Source organism: Pseudomonas sp. CFBP 8770 (genome assembly GCF_014841705.1).
Taxonomy (GTDB): Bacteria; Pseudomonadota; Gammaproteobacteria; order Pseudomonadales; family Pseudomonadaceae; genus Aquipseudomonas.
In genome coordinates, this window is sequence record NZ_JACYUL010000003.1 from 59,141 (window position 1) to 82,594 (window position 23,454).

The 23,454-nt window shown below is 63.8% G+C and carries 19 protein-coding genes; 9 read left to right on the forward strand and 10 right to left on the reverse strand.

Features of this window, described 5'->3' with window-relative positions; translation table 11 throughout:
• The first annotated feature begins 35 nt into the window (after positions 1-35).
• From IFT98_RS07540 to IFT98_RS07560, 5 genes are all read left to right on the forward strand, one after another.
• Positions 36-983, forward strand: a complete 948-nt coding sequence (locus IFT98_RS07540; RefSeq protein WP_192047931.1) for a sigma 54-interacting transcriptional regulator — start codon at positions 36-38, stop codon at positions 981-983.
• A 100-nt stretch (positions 984-1,083) separates the two neighbouring features.
• Entirely contained in the window at positions 1,084-1,866 is a 783-nt protein-coding gene (locus tag IFT98_RS07545) for a MetQ/NlpA family ABC transporter substrate-binding protein (protein ID WP_192047932.1), read from the forward strand.
• 156 nt (positions 1,867-2,022) lie between these two features.
• Positions 2,023-3,102, forward strand: a complete 1,080-nt coding sequence (locus tag IFT98_RS07550) for an efflux RND transporter periplasmic adaptor subunit (RefSeq protein WP_192047933.1) — start codon at positions 2,023-2,025, stop codon at positions 3,100-3,102.
• The gene (locus tag IFT98_RS07555) at positions 3,099-4,169 is read left to right on the forward strand and encodes an efflux RND transporter periplasmic adaptor subunit (RefSeq protein WP_192047934.1); all 1,071 of its coding nucleotides are present in this window, start codon (positions 3,099-3,101) and stop codon (positions 4,167-4,169) included. Before IFT98_RS07550 ends, IFT98_RS07555 begins: the two co-directional genes overlap by 4 nt.
• Positions 4,166-7,225: an efflux RND transporter permease subunit gene (locus IFT98_RS07560; RefSeq protein ID WP_192047935.1), complete on the forward strand. Its 3,060-nt coding sequence runs from the start codon at positions 4,166-4,168 to the stop codon at positions 7,223-7,225. The genes IFT98_RS07555 and IFT98_RS07560 overlap by 4 nt, the downstream gene beginning before the upstream one ends.
• Positions 7,226-7,392: 167 nt before the next feature.
• Here IFT98_RS07560 and IFT98_RS07565 read toward each other — a convergent pair whose 3' ends face one another.
• The 7 genes from IFT98_RS07565 to rpiA all read right to left on the reverse strand — a co-directional run bounded on the left by IFT98_RS07565 (position 7,393) and on the right by rpiA (position 14,986).
• Positions 7,393-8,037: a methionine ABC transporter permease gene (locus IFT98_RS07565; protein ID WP_122480625.1), complete on the reverse strand. Its 645-nt coding sequence runs from the start codon at positions 8,035-8,037 to the stop codon at positions 7,393-7,395.
• Positions 8,027-9,160 (reverse strand): methionine ABC transporter ATP-binding protein, encoded by a 1,134-nt coding sequence (locus IFT98_RS07570; protein ID WP_192047936.1) that lies wholly within the window; start codon positions 9,158-9,160, stop codon positions 8,027-8,029. The genes IFT98_RS07565 and IFT98_RS07570 overlap by 11 nt, the downstream gene beginning before the upstream one ends.
• A 2-nt stretch (positions 9,161-9,162) precedes the next feature.
• Positions 9,163-9,954, reverse strand: a complete 792-nt coding sequence (locus tag IFT98_RS07575; protein ID WP_192047937.1) for a MetQ/NlpA family ABC transporter substrate-binding protein — start codon at positions 9,952-9,954, stop codon at positions 9,163-9,165.
• A gap of 69 nt (positions 9,955-10,023) precedes the next feature.
• Positions 10,024-11,367, reverse strand: coding sequence for an LLM class flavin-dependent oxidoreductase (locus tag IFT98_RS07580; protein ID WP_192047938.1), 1,344 nt, complete (start codon positions 11,365-11,367; stop codon positions 10,024-10,026).
• A complete protein-coding gene (locus IFT98_RS07585) occupies positions 11,367-12,572 on the reverse strand; it encodes an SfnB family sulfur acquisition oxidoreductase (RefSeq protein WP_192047939.1) in 1,206 nt (401 codons plus the stop codon). Before IFT98_RS07585 ends, IFT98_RS07580 begins: the two co-directional genes overlap by 1 nt.
• A 20-nt stretch (positions 12,573-12,592) precedes the next feature.
• Entirely contained in the window at positions 12,593-13,843 is a 1,251-nt protein-coding gene (locus IFT98_RS07590) for an SfnB family sulfur acquisition oxidoreductase (RefSeq protein ID WP_192047940.1), read from the reverse strand.
• A 465-nt stretch (positions 13,844-14,308) separates the two neighbouring features.
• Positions 14,309-14,986: a ribose-5-phosphate isomerase RpiA gene (gene rpiA / locus IFT98_RS07595; RefSeq protein ID WP_192047941.1), complete on the reverse strand. Its 678-nt coding sequence runs from the start codon at positions 14,984-14,986 to the stop codon at positions 14,309-14,311.
• 137 nt (positions 14,987-15,123) lie between these two features.
• Between rpiA and ilvA the strand changes: the two genes are divergently transcribed.
• Positions 15,124-16,638 carry a threonine ammonia-lyase, biosynthetic gene (gene ilvA, locus IFT98_RS07600; RefSeq protein WP_192047942.1) on the forward strand — a complete coding sequence of 505 codons (1,515 nt, stop codon included), beginning with the start codon at positions 15,124-15,126 and terminating at the stop codon, positions 16,636-16,638.
• Between the two features lie 171 nt (positions 16,639-16,809).
• Positions 16,810-17,256 carry a DUF2269 family protein gene (locus tag IFT98_RS07605; RefSeq protein WP_192047943.1) on the forward strand — a complete coding sequence of 149 codons (447 nt, stop codon included), beginning with the start codon at positions 16,810-16,812 and terminating at the stop codon, positions 17,254-17,256.
• Positions 17,257-17,368: 112 nt separating this feature from the next.
• Here the strand turns inward: IFT98_RS07605 and IFT98_RS07610 are convergent, their stop codons facing one another.
• Positions 17,369-18,022 carry a histidinol-phosphatase gene (locus tag IFT98_RS07610; protein ID WP_192047944.1) on the reverse strand — a complete coding sequence of 218 codons (654 nt, stop codon included), beginning with the start codon at positions 18,020-18,022 and terminating at the stop codon, positions 17,369-17,371.
• Positions 18,023-18,162: 140 nt separating this feature from the next.
• Here IFT98_RS07610 and IFT98_RS07615 point away from each other — a divergent pair, with 140 nt between their 5' ends.
• Both IFT98_RS07615 and ptsP read left to right on the forward strand, forming a co-directional pair.
• The gene (locus tag IFT98_RS07615) at positions 18,163-18,642 is read left to right on the forward strand and encodes an RNA pyrophosphohydrolase (RefSeq protein ID WP_043191776.1); all 480 of its coding nucleotides are present in this window, start codon (positions 18,163-18,165) and stop codon (positions 18,640-18,642) included.
• 22 nt (positions 18,643-18,664) lie between these two features.
• Positions 18,665-20,944 carry a phosphoenolpyruvate--protein phosphotransferase gene (ptsP, locus tag IFT98_RS07620; protein WP_122714414.1) on the forward strand — a complete coding sequence of 760 codons (2,280 nt, stop codon included), beginning with the start codon at positions 18,665-18,667 and terminating at the stop codon, positions 20,942-20,944.
• Between the two features lie 175 nt (positions 20,945-21,119).
• On the opposite strand, the gene IFT98_RS07625 is transcribed toward ptsP, so the two are convergent.
• A complete protein-coding gene (locus IFT98_RS07625; protein WP_192048243.1) occupies positions 21,120-22,046 on the reverse strand; it encodes a 2-hydroxyacid dehydrogenase in 927 nt (308 codons plus the stop codon).
• Between the two features lie 230 nt (positions 22,047-22,276).
• Positions 22,277-23,356 carry a tartrate dehydrogenase gene (locus IFT98_RS07630; RefSeq protein ID WP_122714417.1) on the reverse strand — a complete coding sequence of 360 codons (1,080 nt, stop codon included), beginning with the start codon at positions 23,354-23,356 and terminating at the stop codon, positions 22,277-22,279.
• Between the last annotated feature and the right edge of the window lie 98 nt (positions 23,357-23,454).

Consider the following 23,454-nt stretch of genomic DNA (forward strand, 5'->3'; position numbering starts at 1 on the left):
CGCCGCCTGCAGCCAGGCCGGTGGGAGCCTTGCCCATGACCGCATACAATGACACCTTCGGCCAGCCGCTGCTGACCTTTCCCGACGCCGACAAGAGCCCGCTGAGCATCCGCGCCAAGGCGCTGGTGTTCGTCGATCCGCGCTCGCGGCGTTTGCGCGAGGAGCTCGAACGGCTCGCGCCCAAGGCACTGCCGGTGCTGATCCAGGGTGAAAGCGGCACCGGCAAGGAACTGCTCGCCCGGCACATCCATCGCGGCAGTGATCGTGGCGGCCTTTTCGTCTCGGTCAATTGCGGCGCAATCAGCCCGACCTACGCCGATGCCGAGCTGTTCGGCTACAGCGCAGGCGCCCACAGCGGCACGGCCAGCAGCCGGGCGGGCTGGTTCGGCTCGGCCAACGGCGGCACCCTGTACCTGGACGAGATCGCCGACCTGCCGCTGGCCATTCAAACCAAGCTGCTCGCGGCGTTGGAAACCCGTGAAGTGACCCGCGTCGGCGCGGCCCAGCCCAATCCGGTGGACGTGCGCCTGGTGGCGGCGTCGAGCATCGATCTCGGCCAGGCCGTGGCCGCGGGGAAATTCAACGAACGGTTGCATGCCTATCTGGGCGAAGGCCGCCTGACATTGCCGCCCTTGCGCGAGCGGACCGGCGATATCCTCGCCCTGGCCGAGTATTTCCTGGGCATCTACAGCCATCGTTTGAACCTGACCGTGCCGCTGATCAGCGCCGATGCGCAGCGAGCGCTGGAACGCCACGATTGGCCCGGCAATACCCGCGAGCTGGAAAACGTCATCCATTTTGCCCTGCTGGTCAGCCGCGGCGACGAGATCCTGCCCGAGCATCTCAATCTGCCAGCGGCCGCGAACACGGACTTGCTCGTGCATCTCGAGCAGCTGTTGACGCAGGCCGCCGAGCACGCCGACCCGACTGTCTTGGCAGCGCTGTTGAACCGCAGCCTGGAATATCTGGGCAAAAAGGCATAAGCAGCAAACTAAAAGGTATTTGTAGGAATATTAATTCCGGGTATTGTCCGCGCAAGGCTAGCCGATCGCTGCCGCCACCACCCAATTTCAAGGACTTAGCATGAAAAAGGCTTTGCTGTTCACCGCCCTGGCGGCCTCCCTGTCTTTCGGCCTGGCCAACGCGGCAGAAAAACTAGTGATCGCCGCCACGCCGGTTCCGCACGCCGAGATCCTCGAGCTGATCAAGCCGACCCTGGCCAAGGAAGGCGTCGAGCTGGACATCAAGGTGTTCACCGACTACGTGCAACCCAACGTGCAAGTAGGCGAAAAGCGTCTGGACGGCAACTACTTCCAGACCCTGCCGTACCTGGAAAGCTTCAACAAGGGCAAGGGCACCAACCTGGTCACCGTGATCGGCGTGCACGTCGAGCCCTTCGGTGGTTACTCGAAGAAGATCAAGTCGCTGAGCGAACTCAAGGACGGCGATACCGTCGCCATCCCCAACGAGGGCAGCAACAGCGGCCGCGCGTTGATCCTGCTGCAGAAAGCCGGCCTGATCACCCTGAAGGACCCGAGCAACGCCCTGGCTACCCCCAAGGACATCGCCAGCAACCCCAAGAACCTCAAGTTCAAGGAGCTGGAATCGGCCATGCTGCCGCGCGTGCTGGATCAGGTCGAGCTGGACATGATCAACACCAACTACGCACTTGAAGCCGGCCTGAACCCGGCCAAGGATGCCTTGGTGATCGAAGGCTCGGATTCGCCTTACGTGAATTTCCTGGTGGCCCGTCCCGACAACAAGGACAGCCCGGCCATGCAGAAACTGGCCAAGGCGCTGACCAGCCCCGAAGTCAAAGCCTTCATCGAGAAGAAGTACAGCGGCGCGGTATTGCCGGCGTTCTGATTCCCGAGTGTGACAACGGTTCACCTGAGCGCCGACAGCTTGTACAGTGTCGGCGTTTTGCTTTGTCCGGGCAGGGCCATTCCCGGCAAATGAACCTCGCACCACGGCCACAGTCGCATACACACCTGGCATCACAGCGCACGCAAAGGAGCCTGCATGGCTGGTCCTCGTTGGAAGGTTGTAGGGGTATCCCTTTTGTTGGTTGCGCTGGCGGGATGTGGTGAAGACAAGCCCATCGAGCCGACGCATCCGCGTGTGCGCGTGGAGAATGTGCAGAGCGGCGAGTTCGCCGCTGCGGTCAATCTCACCGGCGATGTGCAGGCGCGCATCCAGACCCAGTTGTCGTTCCGCGTCGGTGGCAAGATCATCCAGCGTTTGGTTGACGTGGGCGATCACGTCAGCGCGCGGCAAGTGCTGGCGCGCCTGGATCCCAAGGACCTGCAGACCAACGTCGATTCGGCCAAGGCCGCGGTGGCTGCCGAGCAGGCCCGTGTGAAGCAGACATCGGCGGCCTTCGTGCGCCAGCAGAAGCTGCTGCCCAAGGGCTACACCAGCCAGAGTGAATACGACTCCGCCCAAGCGGCGCTGCGCGGTGCGCAGAGTTCGTTGGCGGCGGCCAGCGCCCAGTTGGCCAATGCCCGTGAACAACTGAGCTACACCGACCTGGTGGCCGACGCCCCAGGCGTGATCACCGCCCGCCAGGCCGAGGTTGGCCAGGTGGTACAGGCCACTGCGCCGATCTTCGGCCTGGCCCGCGATGGCGACCGCGATGCGGTATTCGACGTGTACGAGTCGCTGTTTGCCCAACCCGGCGGGCAGCAACCGATTACTGTCAGCCTGCTCGACGATCCGGCGATCAAGACCACCGGTACCGTGCGCGAAGTCACCCCGGCGGTGTCCGCGCAGACCGGTACGGTGCGCGTGAAGATCGCCCTGCAAGGCCTGCCCAAGGGCATGGACCTGGGCTCTGTGGTCAACGCATCGCTCAACGGTCCGGGCAAGACCAGCGTCGAGCTGCCCTGGTCGGCGTTGACCAAGGACATTGCCGAGCCTGCCGTGTGGGTGGTGGGGGAAGGTGACAAGGTCAATCTGCACAAGGTCGAGGTGGGCCGTTACCTGACCGGCAAAGTGGTGATCGCCAATGGCCTGAAGAATGGCGACCGCGTGGTCGTCGCCGGCGGGCAGTTGCTGCACCCGGACATGCAGGTGGAAATTGCCGAGGAGCGTCAGCCATGAAAGCGGTGATCGCGTTGTTCGCGGCCGTGCTGTCGCTGGCCGGCTGCTCGAAGGAAGAGCAAGCCCCCGAGCCGATTCGTCCGGTGCTGTCGGTCGAGGTCAAGGGCCTGGATCAGCAGAGCCTGGGGCGTTTTGCCGGCAATATCCAGGCGCGCTACGAGAGCACGCTGGGTTTTCGGGTGTCGGGACGCATTGCCCGGCGTGCGGTGGATGTCGGCAGCCAGGTGGAGAAAAACCAGCTGCTGGCCACGCTCGATCCGACCGACCAACAGAACCAGTTGCGCTCGAACCAGGGTGATCTGGCCCGCGTGCAGGCGCAGTTCATCAATGCCCAGGCCAACGCGCGGCGCCAGCAGGAGCTGTTCGACCGTGGCGTCGGTGCGCAGGCAGGGCTGGACATTGCCCAGACCGACCTGAAGACCGCCCAGGCATCGCTCGACCAGGCCAAGGCCGCCGTCAGTCAGGCCAAGGACCAGTTGGGCTACAGCGAATTGCGCGCCGACCACGCCGCCGTGGTCAACCAATGGAAGGTGGAAGTCGGGCAAGTGGTGAGCGCCGGTGAAGAGGTGGTGGTCCTGGCCCGCCCCGACGTCAAGGAGGCGGTCATCGACCTGCCCGCCGGGCTTGCCGAAACCCTGCCCGAGGGCGTGGAGTTTTGTGTGCAGTCCCAGCTCGACCCGAGCGTTGCCACCACCGGCACCCTGCGTGAGCTGGAGCCACGGCCCGACAGTGCCACGCGCACCCGTCGCGCACGCCTGACCCTGCGCGAGAGCCCTGCCGGCCTGCGCCTGGGCACCGCGATCAGCGTGACCCTGAGTTCGAGCATCGCGCAACGCCTGGAGCTGCCGGAGACCGCCGTGCAGGAGGTCGACGGCAAGACCCAGGTGTGGCTGGTGGACGTCCAGAACAAGACCGTCAACCCGCGTCCGGTCACTGTGCTCAGCCGCGACCGTGGCGTCGTGGTGGTCGGCAGCGGTGTGCAGGCAGGCGAGCGCGTGGTCAGCGCTGGCGTCAACAGCCTGAAACCCGGGCAGAAAATCAAACTGGACGAGGCGAGCCGGCAATGAAGGGAAGTTTCAACCTGTCCGACTGGGCACTCAAGCACCAGTCCTTCGTCTGGTACCTGATGTTCGTCGGCCTGCTGATGGGCGTGTTTTCCTACTTCAACCTGGGCCGTGAAGAGGACCCGGCGTTCGCCATCAAGACCATGGTCATCCAGAGCCGCTGGCCAGGGGCGACTCAGGAGGAGACGCTCAAGCAGGTCACCGACCGCATCGAGAAGAAGCTCGAAGAGCTGGACTCTCTGGACTACGTGAAAAGCTACACGCGCCCTGGAGAGTCCACGGTGTTCGTGTACCTGCGCGACACCACCAGTGCCAAGGCAATTCCAGAGATCTGGTATCAGGTGCGCAAGAAGGTCGACGATATTCGCGGCACCTTCCCCCAGGGCCTGCAGGGGCCTTCGTTCAACGATGAATTCGGTGACGTGTTCGGCTCCATCTATGCTTTCACCGCCGACGGCCTGAGCATGCGTCAGCTGCGCGACTATGTGGAACAGGTGCGTGCCGAGATCCGTCAGGTCGACAACCTGGGCAAGGTGCAACTGGTGGGTCAGCAGGACGAAGTCATCTACCTGAATTTCTCCACGCGCAAACTCGCCGCGCTCGGCCTGGATCAACAACAGGTGGTCGGCGCGTTGCAGGCGCAGAACGCAGTAACGCCGGCCGGTGTGATCGAGGCGGGCCCCGAGCGCATTTCGGTGCGAACCTCGGGGCAATTCAAGTCAGAGAAAGACCTGGAAACGCTCAACCTCAGGCTCAACGACCGCTTCTATCGGCTGACCGACATTGCCGACATCGAACGTGGCTACAAAGACCCGGCTGCGCCGATGTTCCGCTACAACGGCCAGCCCGCCATCGGCCTGGCCATTGCCATGAAGGACGGCGGCAACATTCAGGAGTTCGGCACCGCGCTGCATGCGCGCATGAACGCGTTGACCGCGCAGTTGCCGGTGGGCGTGGGCGTGCACAAGGTTTCGGACCAGGCCGAGGTGGTCGAGAAGGCCGTCGGCGGGTTCACCAGCGCGTTGTTCGAGGCCGTGGTCATCGTGCTGATCGTCAGCTTCATCAGCCTGGGCGTGCGCGCTGGCCTGGTGGTGGCCTGCTCGATTCCGCTGGTGCTGGCCATGGTCTTCGTGTTCATGGAGTACAGCGGCATCACCATGCAGCGTATTTCCCTGGGAGCGTTGATCATCGCCCTCGGCCTGCTGGTGGACGATGCAATGATCACCGTGGAAATGATGGTCACTCGCCTGGAAGCAGGTGACAGCAAGGAGGAGGCGGCTACCTTCGCTTACACCTCTACCGCATTCCCGATGCTCACCGGCACTTTGGTCACCGTGGCCGGTTTCGTGCCGATCGGCCTGAACGCCAGCTCGGCCGGTGAGTACACCTTTACTCTGTTTGCCGTGATCGCGGTGGCCATGCTGGTGTCCTGGGTGGTGGCAGTGCTGTTCGCACCGGTCATCGGCGTGCACATCCTGAGCAAGAACGTCAAACCCAAGCCGGAGCAGCCGGGGCGTGTCGCGCGCTGGTTCCACAGTGGGCTGCTGGGCTGCATGCGTCATCGTTGGCTGACGATCATCGGCACGTTGCTGCTGTTCGCTGCGGCGCTGTTCTGCATGCGTTTCGTGCAGAACCAGTTCTTCCCCTCGTCCGACCGCCCGGAAATCCTGGTGGACCTGAACCTGCCGCAGAACGCTTCGATCAACGAGACGCGCAAGGCAGTCGACCGCCTCGAGGCCACGCTCAAGGATGATCCGGACATCGCGCGCTGGAGCACTTACATCGGTCAGGGCGCGATTCGTTTCTATCTGCCGCTGGACCAGCAGTTGGAGAACCCTTACTACGCCCAGTTGGTGATCGTCAGCAAAGGCCTGGGGCAGCGTGGCGCGCTGACCGAGCGCTTGAAGAAGCGCCTGCGCGAAGACTTCGTCGGCATCGGCACCTATGTTCAGGCGTTGGAGATGGGGCCGCCGGTGGGCCGGCCGATCCAGTACCGGGTCAGCGGCAAGGACATCGACCAGGTGCGCAAGCATGCCATCGAGCTGGCCACGCTGCTGGACCAGAACGCACACGTCGGCGAGATGATCTACGACTGGAACGAGCCGGGCAAAGTGCTGCGCATCGACATCGCTCAGGACAAGGCGCGGCAGTTGGGCTTGTCGTCCGAAGACGTGGCGAAGCTGATGAACACCATCGTCAGCGGCTCGGCGGTGACCCAGGTCAATGACGATATCTATCTGGTCAACGTGGTCGGTCGTGCCAACGACGCCGAGCGGGGTTCGCCGGAAACCCTGCAGAACCTGCAGATCGTCACGCCCAGCGGCACGTCGATTCCGCTGCTGGCCTTTGCCACCGTGCGCTACGAGCTGGAGCAGCCGCTGGTGTGGCGGCGTGATCGCTTGCCGACCATCACCTTGAAGGCGGCGGTCAGCGACGATATCCAGCCGACCGATCTGGTGGCCCAGCTCAAGCCCGAGATCGAGAAATTCGCCGAAGGCCTGCCGGTGGGCTACAAGGTGGCCACCGGTGGTACGGTCGAGGAAAGCGGCAAGGCGCAGGGACCCATCGCCAAGGTGGTGCCGTTGATGCTGTTCCTCATGGCGACCTTCCTGATGATCCAGCTGCACAGTGTGCAGAAGATGTTCCTGGTCGCCAGTGTGGCGCCGCTGGGCATCATCGGTGTGGTGTTGGCGCTGGTGCCGACCGGGACGCCCATGGGTTTCGTGGCGATTCTCGGGATACTGGCGCTGATCGGCATCATCATCCGCAACTCGGTGATTCTGGTGACCCAGATCGATGCCTATGAACGCGATGGCTACAAGCCTTGGGATGCCGTGCTGGAAGCAACCGAGCATCGCCGCCGGCCAATCCTGCTGACGGCGGCAGCCGCCAGTCTGGGCATGATCCCGATCGCCCGCGAGGTGTTCTGGGGCCCGATGGCCTACGCAATGATCGGCGGAATCGTGGTGGCAACCTTGCTGACGCTGTTGTTCCTGCCGGCGCTGTATGTGGCCTGGTACCGGATCAAGGAAGATGAGGGCGAAGGTAAGCAGGCTTGATCCAATCTGATGTACCGCGGCGCCCTTTTCGCGGCCGCTGACCGCTCCCACAGGGTTAGGGTGCTGGTGCTGCGGGTGGGTCTGATGGACTGCCTGCTCCCACAGAGGTCGATGCGATCTTCTGTGGGAGCAGGCAGCGGCCGCGAAGGGGCCCCGCGGTCTGACGACTAGCGCTTGTTGAGCACCCGCGCCAGCCGGTCGCCACCGAACTGGATCAGGGTCACCAGGGCCACCAGCAGCACGATGACCGTGAGCATGATCTGGCTGTCGAAACGCTGGTAGCCGTAGCGATAGGCGATGTCGCCCAACCCGCCGGCACCGATCGCGCCGGCCATCGCCGATGAATTGATCATGGTCACCACGGTGATGGTGAAGCCGGCCACGATGCCCGGTCGCGCTTCGGGCAGAAGCACGTGCCAGACGATGTGCCAGCGTCGGCAGCCCATGGCCTGCGCGGCTTCGACCAGGCCATGATCGACCTCCCGCAGGCTGACCTCGGCAATGCGCGCGAAGAACGGCGTCGCAGCGATGGTCAACGGCACCACGGCTGCCCACACGCCATAGGTCGTCCCGACGATCAGCCGGGTGAACGGGATCAGCGCCACCATCAGAATGAGAAACGGCACCGAACGGAACAGGTTGACGAACGCGCCCAGCACCCGGTTAAGCGCCGGCGCCTGGTAGATACCGCCCCGGTCGCTGGTGACCAGCACCACGGCCATCACCACACCCACCGGCAGCGCGATCAACGAGGAAACGCCCACCATCAGCAAGGTGTCCAGGGCGCCCTGCAGCAGACGATCAAACCACATAGCCCAGCTCCTCTACCTGTTGTGCCCATTGCCCGGCGCGTTGCAGCAGATGCTCGCGGTCATGGGGCGAATTGCTCACCGCCACGACCAGGTTGCCCAGCGCGCGGCCTTGAATGCGTTCGATACCGCCCTGCAGCAGGCTGACCTGCCCACCCAGCAGGTTGAACAACGACGACAGGTCCGCCTCGCCGGCCTGTGCCCCGGTCACGCGCAGTCGCAATACCAGCGCTGCGCCAGGCGTGGCAGGCGTGCTGCGCAGACGGGCGCGCAATTCTTCGGGCAGGCCGTGTTGCAGCGGTGCCAGCAATGTCCGACTGATCTCATGCTGGGGGTTGCCGAACACCTGCCACACCGGGCCCTGCTCCACCACCTGGCCGCCCTCGAGCACCACCACGCGGTCGCAGATGGCGCGGATCACGGCCATTTCGTGAGTGATCAGAATGATCGTCAGCCCCAGCCGCTGATTGATGTCGCGCAACAGGGCGAGGATCGACTCGGTGGTTTCCGGGTCCAGCGCCGAGGTGGCTTCGTCGCAGAGCAGAATCTGCGGGTCGTGCACCAGCGCTCGGGCGATGCCGACACGCTGCTTCTGCCCGCCGGACAACTGCGCCGGATAGGCGTCGCGCTTGCCTTGCAGACCGACCAGTTCGAGCAGCTCACCGACCTTGCGCCAGCGCTCGGCCTGGGGCACACCAGCGACCTTGAGTGGCAACTCGACGTTCTGCCACACGGTTTTCGCCGACATCAGGTTGAAGTGCTGGAAGATCATGCCGATGCGCCGTCGCAGGGCCACCAGGCGGTCCTCGTCGAACTCACCGATGTCCACCTGATCGACCAGCACGCGCCCGCTGCTGGGCTGTTCCAGCCGGTTGATGGTGCGGATCAGCGACGACTTGCCAGCGCCGCTGCGGCCGATGATGCCGAACACTTCGCCACGCTCGATGTTCAGGTCGATGCCCTGCAGGGCCTGCACCGGACCCTGGGCACCCTGGTAGGTCTTGCCGACGCCGATGAAGCGCACCAGTGCGTTGGTCAGCTGTGGATGCAATTCCAGAGGCTCGGTAGGCTGCCGGGTAATGCCGGCAGTATCAGCCAACCTGCGTTGAGCATTAGTGGTGGGCATGTTCACTCCTTCCAGCCGACTTGGTAGAGCTTGCCGTTAACCTTGTCGAGCGAGGCGCGCACCACTGGCGAATGCTGGTAGATGTCGATGAACTTGGCCAGGCGTGGATCGTCCTTGCGCTCGGGTTTGATCACGAACTGGATGACGTATTCAGGATGATCCAGACCATCGAACAGCAGCGCCGAACCTGCGTCGAAGGTCTTGGACAGGCGAATGTAGGCCGGGTAGCCCTGCACCAGATCGGCGTCGTCGTAGGCGCGCACCAGCTGCACCGCCTCGACCTGGAGAATCTTCAGGTTTTTGGGGTTGGTGAGAATGTCCTCTTCGGTGGCCTTGTAGCCAACCCCCGGCTTGAGGGTGATCAAGCCAGCCTTGGCCAGCAGTTGCAGGCCTCGGCCGCTGTTGATCGGGTCATTGGCAATGGCGACAGTCGCGCCCTTGGGCAGCTCGTCGAAGCTTTTGTAGCGTTTGGCATACAGGCCGACGTTGTTGATGATGCCCGGCGCATAGGGCACCAGGTTGGTGCCGGCCTGGGTGTTGGCGTTTTCCAGGAACGGCATGTGCTGGAAGTAGTTCACGTCGATGTCGCCGGCGGCCAGGCTGACGTTGGGCGCGATCCAGTCGGTAAATTCCACCAGCTTGATGGTCAGGCCCTGTTTCTTGGCTTCCTCCACGGCGCTTTCCAGGGGGATGGCGAAGGCGGCGGTGGTGCCGACGATGAGGGGCTTGTCATCGGCGGCATGGGCCAGGCCGGTGAGGAGGGTGAGGGCGAGTAGCAAGGTGGGTTTGAGCATGTTGGGTTTCCAGTGATTTTTTGTGTTGTTTGGGGTGGCCGCGAAGAGGCCCGATCAGGCACCGCGCTTCTAACTGAACCCAGCATGCCCTTCAGGCAGCCCAGGGCCATTACCGAAGACCTTTTCGCGCAGCGTGCCCTGGGCATAGGCGGTCTTGTAGGAACCACGCGCCTGCAGCACGGGAATCACCAGGTCGATGAAGTCCGCGTAGCTTTCCGGAGTCACTGTGCGGGTCAGGTTGAAACCGTCCAGGCCGGTCTCGGCGATCCAGGCTTCAAGTTCGTCGGCGACCTGTTCCGGATCACCGACCAAGGTGATGTAGCGCCCGCCCAGGGCGTGCTGATCGAGCAGCTTGCGCCGGGTCCAGTCGTTGTTCTGCAAGGTCTTGGTGGCCGACTCGATGGCATTGCCCTTGACGTACTGAATGGGCTCGTCGAGTTCATAGCGGGCGAAGTCGATTGCCGTAGAGGCGGCGAAGTGGGCGACACCGGCCTCGGCGCTGGCGTAGCTGCGGTACTCATCATGCTTGGCCCGGGCCTGTGCCTGGGTGGCAGCGACGATGACCGTGATGCCCATGAAGACCTTCACGGCCTGGGGATCGCGGCCGGCTGCGCGTGCGGCGTTGCGGACCTTGTCCACCTGGGCGCGGGTGGCCTGCTTGTTCTGTCCGCTGATGAACACGCATTCGGCATGCTGACCGGCGAACTGCAGGCCGCGTGCCGAACTGCCAGCCTGGAACAATAGCGGCGTGCGCTGCGGTGAGGGTTCGCACAGGTGGTAACCCTGAACCCGGTAGAACTCGCCTTCATGCTCTACCTTGTGGACCTTTTCCGGCTGGGCGTAGATACGCCGTTCGCGGTCCTCGATCACGGCATCGTCTTCCCAGCTGCCTTCCCAGAGTTTGTAGAGCACCTCCAGGTATTCGTCGGCCTGATCGTAGCGGCGGTCGTGCTCCACCTGTTGGGTCAGGCCCATGGCCTTGGCGGCGCTGTCCAGATAGCCGGTGACGATGTTCCAGCCCACCCGGCCACGGGTCAGGTGATCGAGCGTGGACAGGCGCCGGGCGAACAGGTACGGCGCCTCGTAGGTCAGGTTGGCGGTCAGGCCGAAACCCAGGTGGCGGGTGACCGCGGCCATGGCCGAGACCAGCAGCAACGGGTCGTTGACCGGTAGCTGGATCGACTCCTTGAGCGTCACGTCGATCGAGTCCTGATAGATGTCGTAGACCCCGACGATGTCGGCGATGAACAGGCCGTCGAACAGGCCGCGCTCCAGCAACTGGGCCAGTTCGGTCCAGTATTCCAGGGTCTTGTACTGGCTCGAGGTGTCCCGTGGATGGGTCCACAAACCATGGTTGATGTGGCCCACGCAGTTCATGTTGAAGGCGTTGAGCAGGATCTGCTTCTTGCTCATCAGATCGTCCCCCGGCGTGGTGGCAGCTGGTCGTTGAGGTAGTAGTTGCCGATGGCGTGGTACTTCCAGCGCACAGGGTCGTGCAGGGTGTGTACGCGGGCATTGCGCCAATGCCGGTCGAGGCCGTGCTCGGCCAGGGTGGCCTGGCTGCCGGCCAGCTCGAACAGGGTGCTGCCGGCGGCCAGGGAGATTTCGGTACTGAGCGCGCGGGCTTCGGCCACGGCGATCGAGGCGGCGCCGACGTGTTCGGCGGTGGGCTCGGCCTGTGCCTTGTCGAGCACCTCGCCGGCACGCTCGAGCAAGGCTTCGGCAGCATGCAGACGGATCGCCAGATGACCGAAGCTTTTCAGTGACAGCGGATCTTCTACAGCCTTGTCACTGGTGGCGTCGATCCATGGCCGAGTGCGGGTGCGGACGAACTGCAAGGCGTCCTCGAACGCTCCGCGGGCAATGCCGGTGTCGATTGCAGCGTGGAGGATCTGCGCGAACGGGCCGACCGTGGTGGGCCGTTCGAACGCGCTTTGAAACGGCACGATGGCGTCGGCGCTGACCCAGACATTGTCGAACACCACCGAGCCGCTGCCCGTGGTGCGCTGGCCGAAGCCGCTCCAGTCATCGACGACCTCTACCCCGGCGCTGTTCGCAGGCACGAAGGCCAGTTGTTGCACGCCCTGTTCATCGACCACCGAGGTAGGAATGCACTGGGCATACAGCGCGCCGGTGGCGTAGAACTTGCGACCATTGATGCGGTAACCCTCGCCTTCGCGGGTCAGGCGCGTGGTGCGGTCATGGGCGGTTCGCGTGCCCAGTTCCGCCAGGGCGTTGCCCAGTCGCTGGCCTGCCAGCACGTCGGCGTACAGGCGCTTTTGTTGCGCCAGGCTGCCGTTGATGCGCAGCACTTCCAGGGCATAGAAATGATTCTGTGGGATCTGCCCCAGCGAGCCATCGGCGGCGGCCAGCAAGGCGATGACCTGGGCCAGGGTTACGCTGGACACGCCGGCACCGCCGAACGCCTTGGGCACGCTGATGCCGCCCAGGCCGGAGCGCGAGAACAGCGCCAGTTCGGTGTGCGGCAGCTGCCGCTCGCGGTCGCGCAGGGCGCTGTCGCGTTGCAACCGCGGGGCCAGTTGGCGGGCAACGTCGAGGGCCTGCTGGTCGTTGGCGATACGTGCAACGCCGTCGAGGGGGTGGGGCAATGAGCTCATGCTGATCTCCAGCGGTCTGGTCAAATCCAGGAATGGCGCGCAGGTAGGCTGCCGTTCAGGCGGTAGGCGCCGATAGCGTGGTATTTCCAGCGCACGGGATCGTGCAGGGTGTGCACGCGGGCGTTGCGCCAATGGCGGTCGAGGTTGAACTCGGCGAGGCTGGCGCGGCTGCCGGCCAGCTCGAAGAGCTTTTCGCTGGCGTGCAGGGCGATTTCGGTGGTGATCACCTTGGCCTCGGCCACGGCGATCGAGGCTTGCCCGGCAAGGGCGGCGTCCAGTGGCGCCTGGCCGAGCTGGTCGAGCACGCGCGCAGCCTTGCGCAGCAGCGCCTGGGTGGCGTGCAGCTCCAGCTTCAGGCGACCGATGTCGGCGATCACGAAAGGGTCGTCGCTGGCGCGCTCGACCCCGGCATCGATCCACGGGCGGGATTTCTCGCGCACGAAAGCGATGGTGTCGTCGATTGCCGCAGCGGCAATGCCGGCGTCGATGGCCGCCTGCATCAGTTGCGATACGGCGCCCTGAATGTTCGGTTGTTGCGCCTGGCGCCAGATCTCCACGACATGGGTCCTGGGCACTTGCACGTGGTCCAGCACCACAGTGCCGCTGGCGGTGGTGCGCTGGCCGAAGCCGGACCAGTCGTCGATGATTTGCAGGCCGGGCGTGCCGCGCCGCACGAAGGCCATGACCAGGCGCTGGTGCTCATCCACGGCCTTGACCGCCACCCAGTGGGCGAACAGCGCGCCGGTGGAGTAGAACTTCTGTCCGCTGATCTGCCAGTCGTCACCGTCGCGGACGATGCGAGTCTTGATCTCCAGGGTGTTGCGGGTGCCGCGTTCGGGGCCGCCATTGCCGATGCGCGCGCCTTGCAGCACGGCGCTGAAAAGCGTCTGCTGCTGTTGCGCGGTGGCAGTGCCGCGAAGCATCTGCAGGATGCCGAAATGGTTCTGCGGAATCTGCCCCAGGGCCGGATCGGCGGCGCTAATGAGGCGGAATACCTCGGCCAGGGTCTCGAAACTGACGTCCGGGCCGCCGAAGGCGCGTGGCACGGTGATGCTGCCCAGGCCGCTCGCGGTGAATTGCTCGATCAGTTGCCAGGGCAGTTCGCGGTACTGGTCGCGCCGGGCCGCGTGAGTACGGGCGCTGGCGGCGAGGGCTCGCGCGGCGTCGAGCGCGTCGAGGTCATTGCGCAGTATCTGCGCAGGCACGAGCGCCGGGCCGTTGTCGGCCGGGGTGGGTTGAGAGTGTTCGAGGGAAATCGAGTGGGTGACCATACCGTCCTCACGTCATGCACGGCGTATGTCGCCTTGCTTGGGTGTACGCAGGTCCGGTGGTCCGGTGTATATACCCTAATCGTTTGTTAAATTTAAATGAACTAACGATTGGGAATATGGATAGATGGGTTTTTCCTTGGAGCCCTACAGTGACTCTTGTGGGAACAGGCTCTACGGTATACCAGGCACACCGCAGTGTATTTTTCGCGGCCGATGACCGCTCCCACAGGGGGGGGTATGGGGATTCATGTGGGAGCGGTCCGTGGCCGCGAAGGGGCGCTGCGGTGTATCAGGTACACCGGGGTGTCCTTTTCGCGGCCGATGACCGCTCCCACAGGGGGGTATGGGGAGTCATGTGGGAGCGGTCCGTGGCCGCGAAGGGCGCGCTGCGGTTTATCAGGTGTACCGCAGTGTGTTTTTCGCGGGCAGAGGGCTCGCCGCCCGCCCCGCTCCCACAATAGAGGGTCAGGCGGGGCGGGTGAGGGTCTTGACGCCTTCGGCGGTGCCCAGCAGCAGCACATCGGCCGGGCGGGCGGCGAACAGGCCGTTGGTGACCACGCCGACGATGGCATTGATCTGGGTTTCCAGCGCCACCGGGTCGATGATCTGCATGTTGTACACATCGATGATGATGTTGCCGTTGTCGGTCACCACGCCCTCGCGATAGACCGGGTCGCCGCCCAGCTTCACCAACTGGCGCGCGACGTGGCTGCGGGCCATGGGAATGACTTCCACCGGCAATGGAAACTCGCCCAATACCGGCACCAGCTTGCTGCCATCGGCGATGCAGATGAAGGTGGTGGCCACGGCCGCGACGATCTTTTCGCGAGTCAGCGCGGCGCCGCCGCCCTTGATCAGGTTCAGGTGCTCGTCGCTTTCATCGGCGCCGTCGACATAGAACTCCAGGTCACCGACGCCGTTGAGTTCGTACACCGGGATGCCATGGCCCTTGAGCCGCGCAGCGGTTGCCTCGGAACTGGCCACGGCGCCGTCGAATGCGCTCTTGTGCTGGGCCAGCGCATCGATGAAGCAATTGGCGGTGGAACCGGTGCCGACACCGACAACGCTCTTTTCGCCCAGCTTGGGCAGAATGAAATCCACGGCAGCCTGGGCGACGGCCTGTTTGAGTTGGTCCTGGGTCATGCAAGCTCCGCAGCGGCAGTTGGGGCTCTGGTGGATTCGGCCCCGAAGGCGCGCATTATAAGGGCAAAACCTTGGTTTTGCGGTGGGCGTTGGCTTAGACTCGTCGGTCCCGCCCGTTATCGTCAGTGATGTCTGCCATGCTCGAACAGTACGTAAAGATGATCCTCACCTCGCGCGTCTACGACGTCGCGGTGGAAACCCCTTTGCAGCCCGCCGGGCAGCTGTCCGAGCGCCTGAACAACAAGATTCTGCTCAAGCGCGAAGACCTGCAGCCAGTGTTCTCGTTCAAGATTCGCGGCGCGTACAACAAGCTGTCGCAGCTCACCGCGCAGGAAGCAGCGTGCGGCGTGGTCACCGCGTCGGCCGGCAACCATGCCCAGGGCCTGGCGCTGGCGGCGCGCGAGCTGGGCATCAAGGCCACCATCGTGATGCCCAACACCACCCCCGAAATCAAGATCGCGGGTGTGCGCTCGCGTGGCGGCATCGTGGTGCTGCATGGCGATTCGTTCGCCGAAGCCCTGGCCCACTCGCTCAAGCTGGTGGACGAGCAGGGCATGGTCTACATACATCCCTACGACGACCCCTACACCATTGCCGGGCAGGGCACGGTGGCCATGGAGATTCTGCGCCAGCATCCGGGCGACCTCGACGCGATCTTCGTACCGGTGGGCGGTGGCGGGTTGATCGCCGGCATTGCCGCGTACGTCAAATACCTGCGTCCAGGCATCAAGATCATCGGCGTCGAGCCGGACGACTCCAACTGCCTGCAGCAGGCCATGCACGCTGGGGAGCGCGTGGTGCTGCCGCAGGTCGGGCTGTTCGCCGATGGCGTGGCGGTGGCGCAGATCGGTCACTACACCTTCGAGATCTGCAAGGACCATGTGGACGAGGTGATCACCGTCAGCACCGACGAGATCTGCGCGGCGATCAAGGACATCTACGACGACACCCGTTCGATCACCGAGCCTGCGGGTGCTCTCGGGGTCGCCGGGATCAAGAAATACGTCGAGGCCCGGGGCGTGTCGGGACAGACCCTGGTGGCGATCGATTCGGGCGCCAACGTCAACTTCGATCGGTTGCGCCACGTGGCCGAGCGGGCCGAGCTGGGCGAGGGCCGCGAGGCCATCATTGCGGTGACCATTCCCGAGCGGCCCGGCAGCTTCAAGGCGTTCTGCGAGGCCATCGGCAAACGGCAGATCACCGAATTCAACTACCGCTATCACACCGGCCATGAAGCGCACATTTTCGTCGGCGTGCAGACCCATCCCGAACGCGACCCGCGCGCGGTGCTGCTGCAGACCCTCGAGGCGCATGGCTTCCCGGTGCTGGACCTGACCGACAACGAGCTGGCCAAGCTGCACATCCGCCATATGGTCGGCGGCCATGCGGTCAGGGTCAGTGACGAGATGGTGCTGCGCTTCGAGTTTCCCGAGCGTCCGGGCGCGCTGTTCAACTTCCTCGACAAGCTGGGCGGGCGCTGGAACATCTCGATGTTCCACTACCGCAACCATGGCGCCGCCGATGGCCGTGTGGTGGCTGGGCTGCAGGTGCCCGAGGATGAACGCCATCTGGTGGCCGGCGCGCTGGCCGAGATCGGCTATCCGTTCTGGGATGAAACGGATAATCCGGCGTACCAGTTGTTCCTGGGGTAGTGATGCGGTGCACTGGCTTGAGTCCGCGGTGTGCCATTCGCGGGCAGAGCCCGCTCCCACAAGGGTAACTGGGTGTACCAGTTGTTACAGGGTCATGTCTCGCTGCGCTGAACTCGATGGCTGCTACGCTTGTCGATGATGCATCGTAATGGCCCACGGGGATCACGCGTCATGGAAAGCCTGGCGGTTCTGAAAGTATTCCACGTCGCTGCCACCGTTGTGCTGCTGGGCAGCGTGGCGGCCGTCATCTACCGAGCCTGGCGCAGCTGGAAGGGCGGCGAACGGCTCCCGTTCGCCAGCACCCTGCAACGGCCCTGGGTGTATGCCTGGCTGGTCATGGCCCTGAGCCTGGTGAGCTTTCCCGTCACGGGATGGTGGCTGGTGCACAGGGTGGGCTGGCCACTGGGGCAAACCTGGATTCTCACTGCCGCGGTGTTGTACGTGATCGGCGGTGGGGTCTGGTTGCTGCTGATCAACCGGGTTAACCGCCTGCGTTTCGCGACTGGGTTGAACGAAGGCGTGATCGCGGCCAAGCGCCGCAATGTGCTGATCATCGCGGCGGTGGCCGTAGTGGTATTGCTGTCGATCATCGGCTTGATGGTGACCAAGCCCGTTTGACACCCGCTGCGGAGCGATCCTGTGGGAGCGGTCCGTGGCCGCGAAGGGGCGCTGCGGTTTGTCAGGTACAGCGCGGTGTGGCTTTCGCGGCCGATGACCGCTCCTGCGGGTATCAGCGCAGGGAGATTTCTTTCCAGCCGCGGCGTTTGGCTTCTTCGTGCAGGCGCGGGTCCGGGTCTACTACCACTGGGTGGGCGACTTGCTCCAGCAGGGGCAGGTCGTTCATCGAGTCACTGTAGAAATAGCTGTCCTGCAAGTCGTAGCCGTGCTCTTCCATCCAGCGGTTCAAGCGCGTGACCTTGCCTTCCTTGAAGCAAGGCACGTCGAAGCTGTGCCCGGTGTAGCGGCCGTCAACCATTTCGACTTCGGTTGCCAGCAAGGTCTCGACACCCAGCCGCGCGGCGATCGGGCCAGTGACGAAGCGGTTGGTAGCAGTGATAATTACCAGCTTGTCACCCGCATCGCGATGCTGTTGCAGCAGGGCCGCGGCCTTGGGCAGCATGATGGGCTCGATGCAATCGCGCATGAATTCGCGATGCCATTCATCCAACTGCGCCACATCCGTCGCCGCGAGGATTTCCAAGGTGAAATCCAGGTACGCGTTCAGGTCCAGGCGGCCCGCCAGGTAATCTTCGTAGAACTCATCGTTGCGTGCCTTGTACGTGTCGGCATCGAGAATGCCGCGCGTGCACAGATAATCACCCCAGGCATGGTCGCTGTCGCCGCCGAGCAGCGTGTTGTCGAGGTCGAAGAGGGCCAGGCGCATGAAATGACTCGCATGAAGTAAGGAAAAGGCCCACAGAATACGGACTTTTCACATGCGTGCACATAAGCTACGCGGCGTCGTTGCTGCCTTCACAGGCTTTGTGGAACAATGCCAGAACATGCGTTTACGAGGTTGTTGCCGTGATCGACCCCGATGGTTTTCGCCCTAACGTTGGCATCATTCTTACCAATGACGCCGGTCAGGTGCTATGGGCTCGGCGTATCAATCAGGACGCCTGGCAATTCCCGCAAGGGGGTATCAACCCTCAGGAAACGCCGGAAGAGGCCTTGTACCGCGAGCTGAATGAAGAAGTCGGGCTGGAACGCCAGGATGTTGAAATACTTGCCTGCACCCGCGGCTGGTTGCGTTATCGTCTACCTCAACGCCTGGTGCGTACGCACAGCCAACCGCTGTGCATCGGCCAGAAACAGAAGTGGTTCCTGCTGCGCCTGGTGTCCAACGAACAGCGCGTGCGCATGGACTTGACCGGCAAGCCCGAGTTCGATGGCTGGCGCTGGGTCAGCTATTGGTATCCGCTGGGCCAGGTGGTGACATTCAAGCGCGAGGTCTACAGACGCGCGCTCAAAGAGCTAGCCCCGCGCCTTCTCTCGCGCGACTGACGACGGAGTTCGACCCCGAGCCATGCTCAATACGCTGCGCAAGATCGTCCAGGAAGTCAACTCCGCCAAGGATCTCAAGTCGGCGCTGGGGATCATCGTGCAACGCGTCAAGGAAGCCATGGGCAGCCAGGTCTGCTCGGTGTACCTGCTGGATCTGGAAACCAACCGCTTCGTCCTCATGGCCACCGAAGGCCTCAACAAGCGTTCCATCGGCAAGGTCAGCATGGCCCCCAACGAAGGCCTGGTGGGCCTGGTGGGCACGCGCGAAGAACCGCTCAATCTGGAAAATGCCGCCGGCCACCCGCGCTATCGCTACTTCGCCGAAACGGGTGAAGAGCGCTACGCGTCGTTTCTCGGCACGCCGATCATCCACCACCGGCGTGTGGTGGGCGTGCTGGTGATCCAGCAAAAGGAGCGGCGTCAGTTCGACGAAGGCGAAGAAGCCTTCCTGGTCACCATGAGCGCGCAACTGGCGGGCGTCATCGCCCATGCCGAAGCCACCGGCTCGATCCGTGGTCTGGGGCGTCAGGGCAAGGGCATTCAGGAAGCGCGTTTCGTCGGTGTGCCTGGCTCGCCCGGTGCGGCGGTCGGCACCGCGGTGGTGATGCTGCCGCCGGCCGATCTGGACGTGGTGCCCGACAAGAGCGTCAGCGACATTGATGCCGAGCTGGCGTTGTTCCAGAACGCGCTGGAAGGCGTGCGCAACGACATGCGCACCCTGTCGGCGAAACTCGCCACGCAGCTGCGCCCCGAAGAGCGGGCTCTGTTCGACGTCTACCTGATGATGCTCGACGACGCCTCGCTGGGCAGCGAAGTGACCAACGTGATCAAGACCGGGCAGTGGGCCCAGGGTGCGCTGCGTCACGTCGTGACCGAGCACGTCAACCGCTTCGAATTGATGGACGACGCGTATCTGCGCGAGCGCGCCTCCGACGTCAAGGATCTGGGGCGGCGCCTGTTGGCCTACCTGCAGGAGGCGCGTCAGCAAACTCTGGTCTACCCCGACAACACCATCCTGATCAGCGAGGAACTGTCGCCGGCAATGCTCGGCGAAGTGCCGGAAGGCAAGCTGGTGGGCCTGGTGTCGGTATTGGGCTCGGGCAACTCCCACGTCGCCATTCTGGCTCGCGCCATGGGCATCCCGACGGTGATGGGCCTGGTTGATCTGCCGTATTCCAAGGTCGACGGCATCAAGATGATCGTCGATGGCTACCACGGCGAGGTCTATACCAACCCCAGCGACATTCTCAGCAAGCAGTTCGCCGATGTGGTCGAGGAGGAGCGGCAACTGGCGCTGGGCCTCGACGCTTTGCGCGAGCTCCCCTGCATTACCCTGGATGGCCACCGCATGCCGTTGTGGGTCAACACCGGCCTGCTGGCCGATGTGGCCCGTGCCCAGCAACGCGGCGCCGAGGGTGTGGGGCTGTACCGCACCGAAGTGCCGTTCATGATCAACCAGCGCTTCCCCAGCGAGAAGGAACAACTGGCGATCTACCGTGAGCAGTTGGCGGCCTTCCACCCGCTGCCGGTGACCATGCGCAGCCTGGACATCGGTGGCGACAAGTCGCTGTCGTACTTCCCCATCAAGGAAGAAAACCCGTTCCTGGGCTGGCGCGGGATCCGCGTGACCCTCGACCACCCGGAAATCTTTCTGGTGCAGACCCGCGCCATGCTCAAGGCCAGCGAGGGCCTGAACAACCTGCGCATTCTGCTGCCGATGATTTCCGGCACCCACGAGCTGGAAGAAGCCCTGCACCTGATTCACCGGGCCTGGGGCGAAGTGCGCGACGAAGGCACCGACGTGCCGATGCCGCCGGTGGGGGTGATGATCGAAATTCCCGCAGCGGTGTACCTGACCAAGGAATTGGCGCGGCAGGTCGATTTCCTCTCGGTCGGCTCGAACGACCTGACCCAGTACCTGCTGGCCGTGGACCGCAACAACCCGCGCGTGGCCGATCTCTACGACTACCTGCACCCGGCCGTGTTGCAGGCCTTGCAGCATGTGGTCACCGAGGCGCACGCCGAAGGCAAGCCGGTGAGTATCTGTGGCGAGATGGCTGGCGATCCGGCGGCGGCGATCTTGTTGATGGCCATGGGGTTCGACAGCCTGTCGATGAACGCCACCAACCTGCCCAAGGTGAAGTGGATGCTGCGCCAGGTGAACCTGAGCAAGGCCAAGGAGCTGTTGGCGCAGTTGAGCAAGATCGACAACCCGCAAGTTATCCACAGCTCGCTGCAGCTGGCCCTGAAGAACCTGGGCCTGTCGCGGATGATCAATCCGAGCACGCCGAAGAAGCACTGAGGCGTGCCTCGAGAATTCTGAAAGCGGCCGAAAACCGCTCTCACAGGTGACTTTGTATCCGTGGTAGCGGTCAGCGGCCGCGAAGGCATCCCTGCCGATCAAATGAAACACCGCAGTGCTCATTTCGCGGCCGAAGACCGCTCCCACAGTTGATCCTGTCTTCCTGCGCTCGCCGCTAATACCCGGCGCCTGGCTCGACCAGGCCTACCATGGGTTCCCCTCGCTGATGCCTGCGGATGTTCTCCAGCAGCACCTCGAACGCTGTGTGCGGATCGGTCATGGCGCCGATGTGCGGCGTCAGCCAGATTTTCGGGTGGCTGAGGAAGGGGTGGTCGCTGCGCGGTGGTTCCTCTTCCAGCACATCGACGATTGCATGGCCTAGATGGCCTGAATCCAGCGCGGCCAGCAGGTCGGCTTCCACCAGATGACCACCGCGGCCCAGATTGATCAGACTGGCGCCGGCCGGCAGCGCGGCGAAAGTCTGCGCATCGAGGATGCCGGCGGTGTCAGCGGTCAAGGGCAACAGGCACAGCAGGATGTCACAGCTGCCGAGAAAGTCCGGCAACTGCTCACGTCCGCCATAGCACTGCACGCCGGGCAGGTTCTTGAGCGTGCGCGACCAGCCACTCAAGGCAAAGCCGAACGGCCGCAGCGCATTCAGTGCCGCCTGGCCCAGATTGCCTAGGCCCATGACCCCGACGCGGCGCTTGCCAGCCGCCAGCAGCGGGTGAGTTTTCCACGTGCTCTGGCGCTGTTGCTGCAGATAGGTCGGCATCTGTCGATGCAGGGCGAGCACGGCGAAGCCGGTGTACTCGATGATGCCTTGGGCAATGCCAGGGTCGACCATGCGCACTACGCTGACCGACCCGGGAACGTGCGCAAGGTCGAACTGATCAACCCCTGCGGACGTGGCGAAGACCACCTGGAGTTGGGGGAATCGGTCATACAGGTCCGCTGGCGGCTGCCAGGCGGCGAAGTAGCGGACCTGCGCCGGGTCGCCGATGTCCGGCCAGAAACGCACGGGGATATCCGGTGCATGTGTGGCGAACAAGGCTTTCCAGGCCGATGCACGCTCGTCGGGGACTTTGAACAGCAGCGTCATAAGGCAGGTTCTCATGGACGATCGGGATGAACACCGACGATGCCAGATTGCCGCGCAACATTCTTCCGAATCGAGTGGGTAAAACAGAACAAGTTGACCGTAGCAGCGGTGCTGTGTGGGAGCGGGGCTCTGCTCGCGAAAGGGGCGGTGCGGTGTGTCAGGGGTACCGCGGCGCCTGGTTCGCGGCCGATGACCGCTCCCACAGAGGGTGCCGCTCCTACGGGGTTATCTCAACAGGCGGCGGCGATGGCTTCGCCCAGGGCACGGGTGGTGCCGGTGCCGCCGATGTCGGCGGTCAGCGGCGCGTGTTCCGGGCCCATCGCCAGGACCTTCTCGATGGCCGCCAGAACCGCCGCGCCAGCCTCCGGATGGCCGAGGTGTTCGAGCATCATGGCGCCGCACCAGATCTGCCCGATGGGGTTGGCCACGCCCTTGCCGGCGATGTCCGGCGCCGAGCCGTGCACCGGTTCGAACAGGCTGGGGAAGTTGCGTTCCGGATTGATGTTGGCCGACGGTGCGATGCCGATGGTGCCGGTGCAGGCCGGGCCAAGGTCGGAGAGGATGTCGCCGAACAGGTTGCTCGCCACCACTACGTCGAACCAGTCCGGATGCAGCACGAAGTTGGCCGTGAGAATGTCGATGTGGTACTTGTCGACGTTCACTTCCGGGTACTTCTTGCCCATCTCGACCACGCGCTCGTCCCAGTAAGGCATGGTGATGGCAATGCCGTTGGACTTGGTGGCCGACGTCAGGTGCTTCTTGGGACGGCTCTGCGCCAGCTCGTAGGCAAACTTGAGAATGCGATCCACGCCGACCCGGGTCATCACCGTTTCCTGCAGGACGATCTCGCGGTCGGTGCCGGGAAACATCTTGCCGCCCACGCTGGAATATTCGCCTTCGGTGTTCTCGCGCACGACCCAGAAATCGATGTCGCCAGGCTTGCGGTTGGCAAGCGGCGCCTTCACCCCCGGCATCAGCCGACAAGGGCGCAGGTTGACGTACTGGTCGAACTCGCGGCGGAACTGCAACAGCGAATCCCACAGCGACACATGGTCGGGCACCACGTCGGGCCAGCCCACGGCACCGAAGTAGATCGCGTCGTAGCCCTTGAGCGTTTCGAACCAGTCGTCCGGCATCATCTTGCCGTGAGCCAGGTAGTAATCGGCGCTGGCGAAGTCGAACCAGTCCCACTGCAAGTTCAGGTCGTGGCGGGCAGCCACGGCATCCAGCACACGGACCCCTTCGGGCATGACTTCCTTGCCGATGCCGTCACCGGGGATCACTGCGATCTTGTAATTGGACTTGCTCATGGTGCCACTCCACGGGTTGATGAACTTGCCGACTCAGTGTAATCAGGGTGCGGGGATTAATAATTGGCCTGTTGGTTAAGCCATTCTTAGATTCAGGT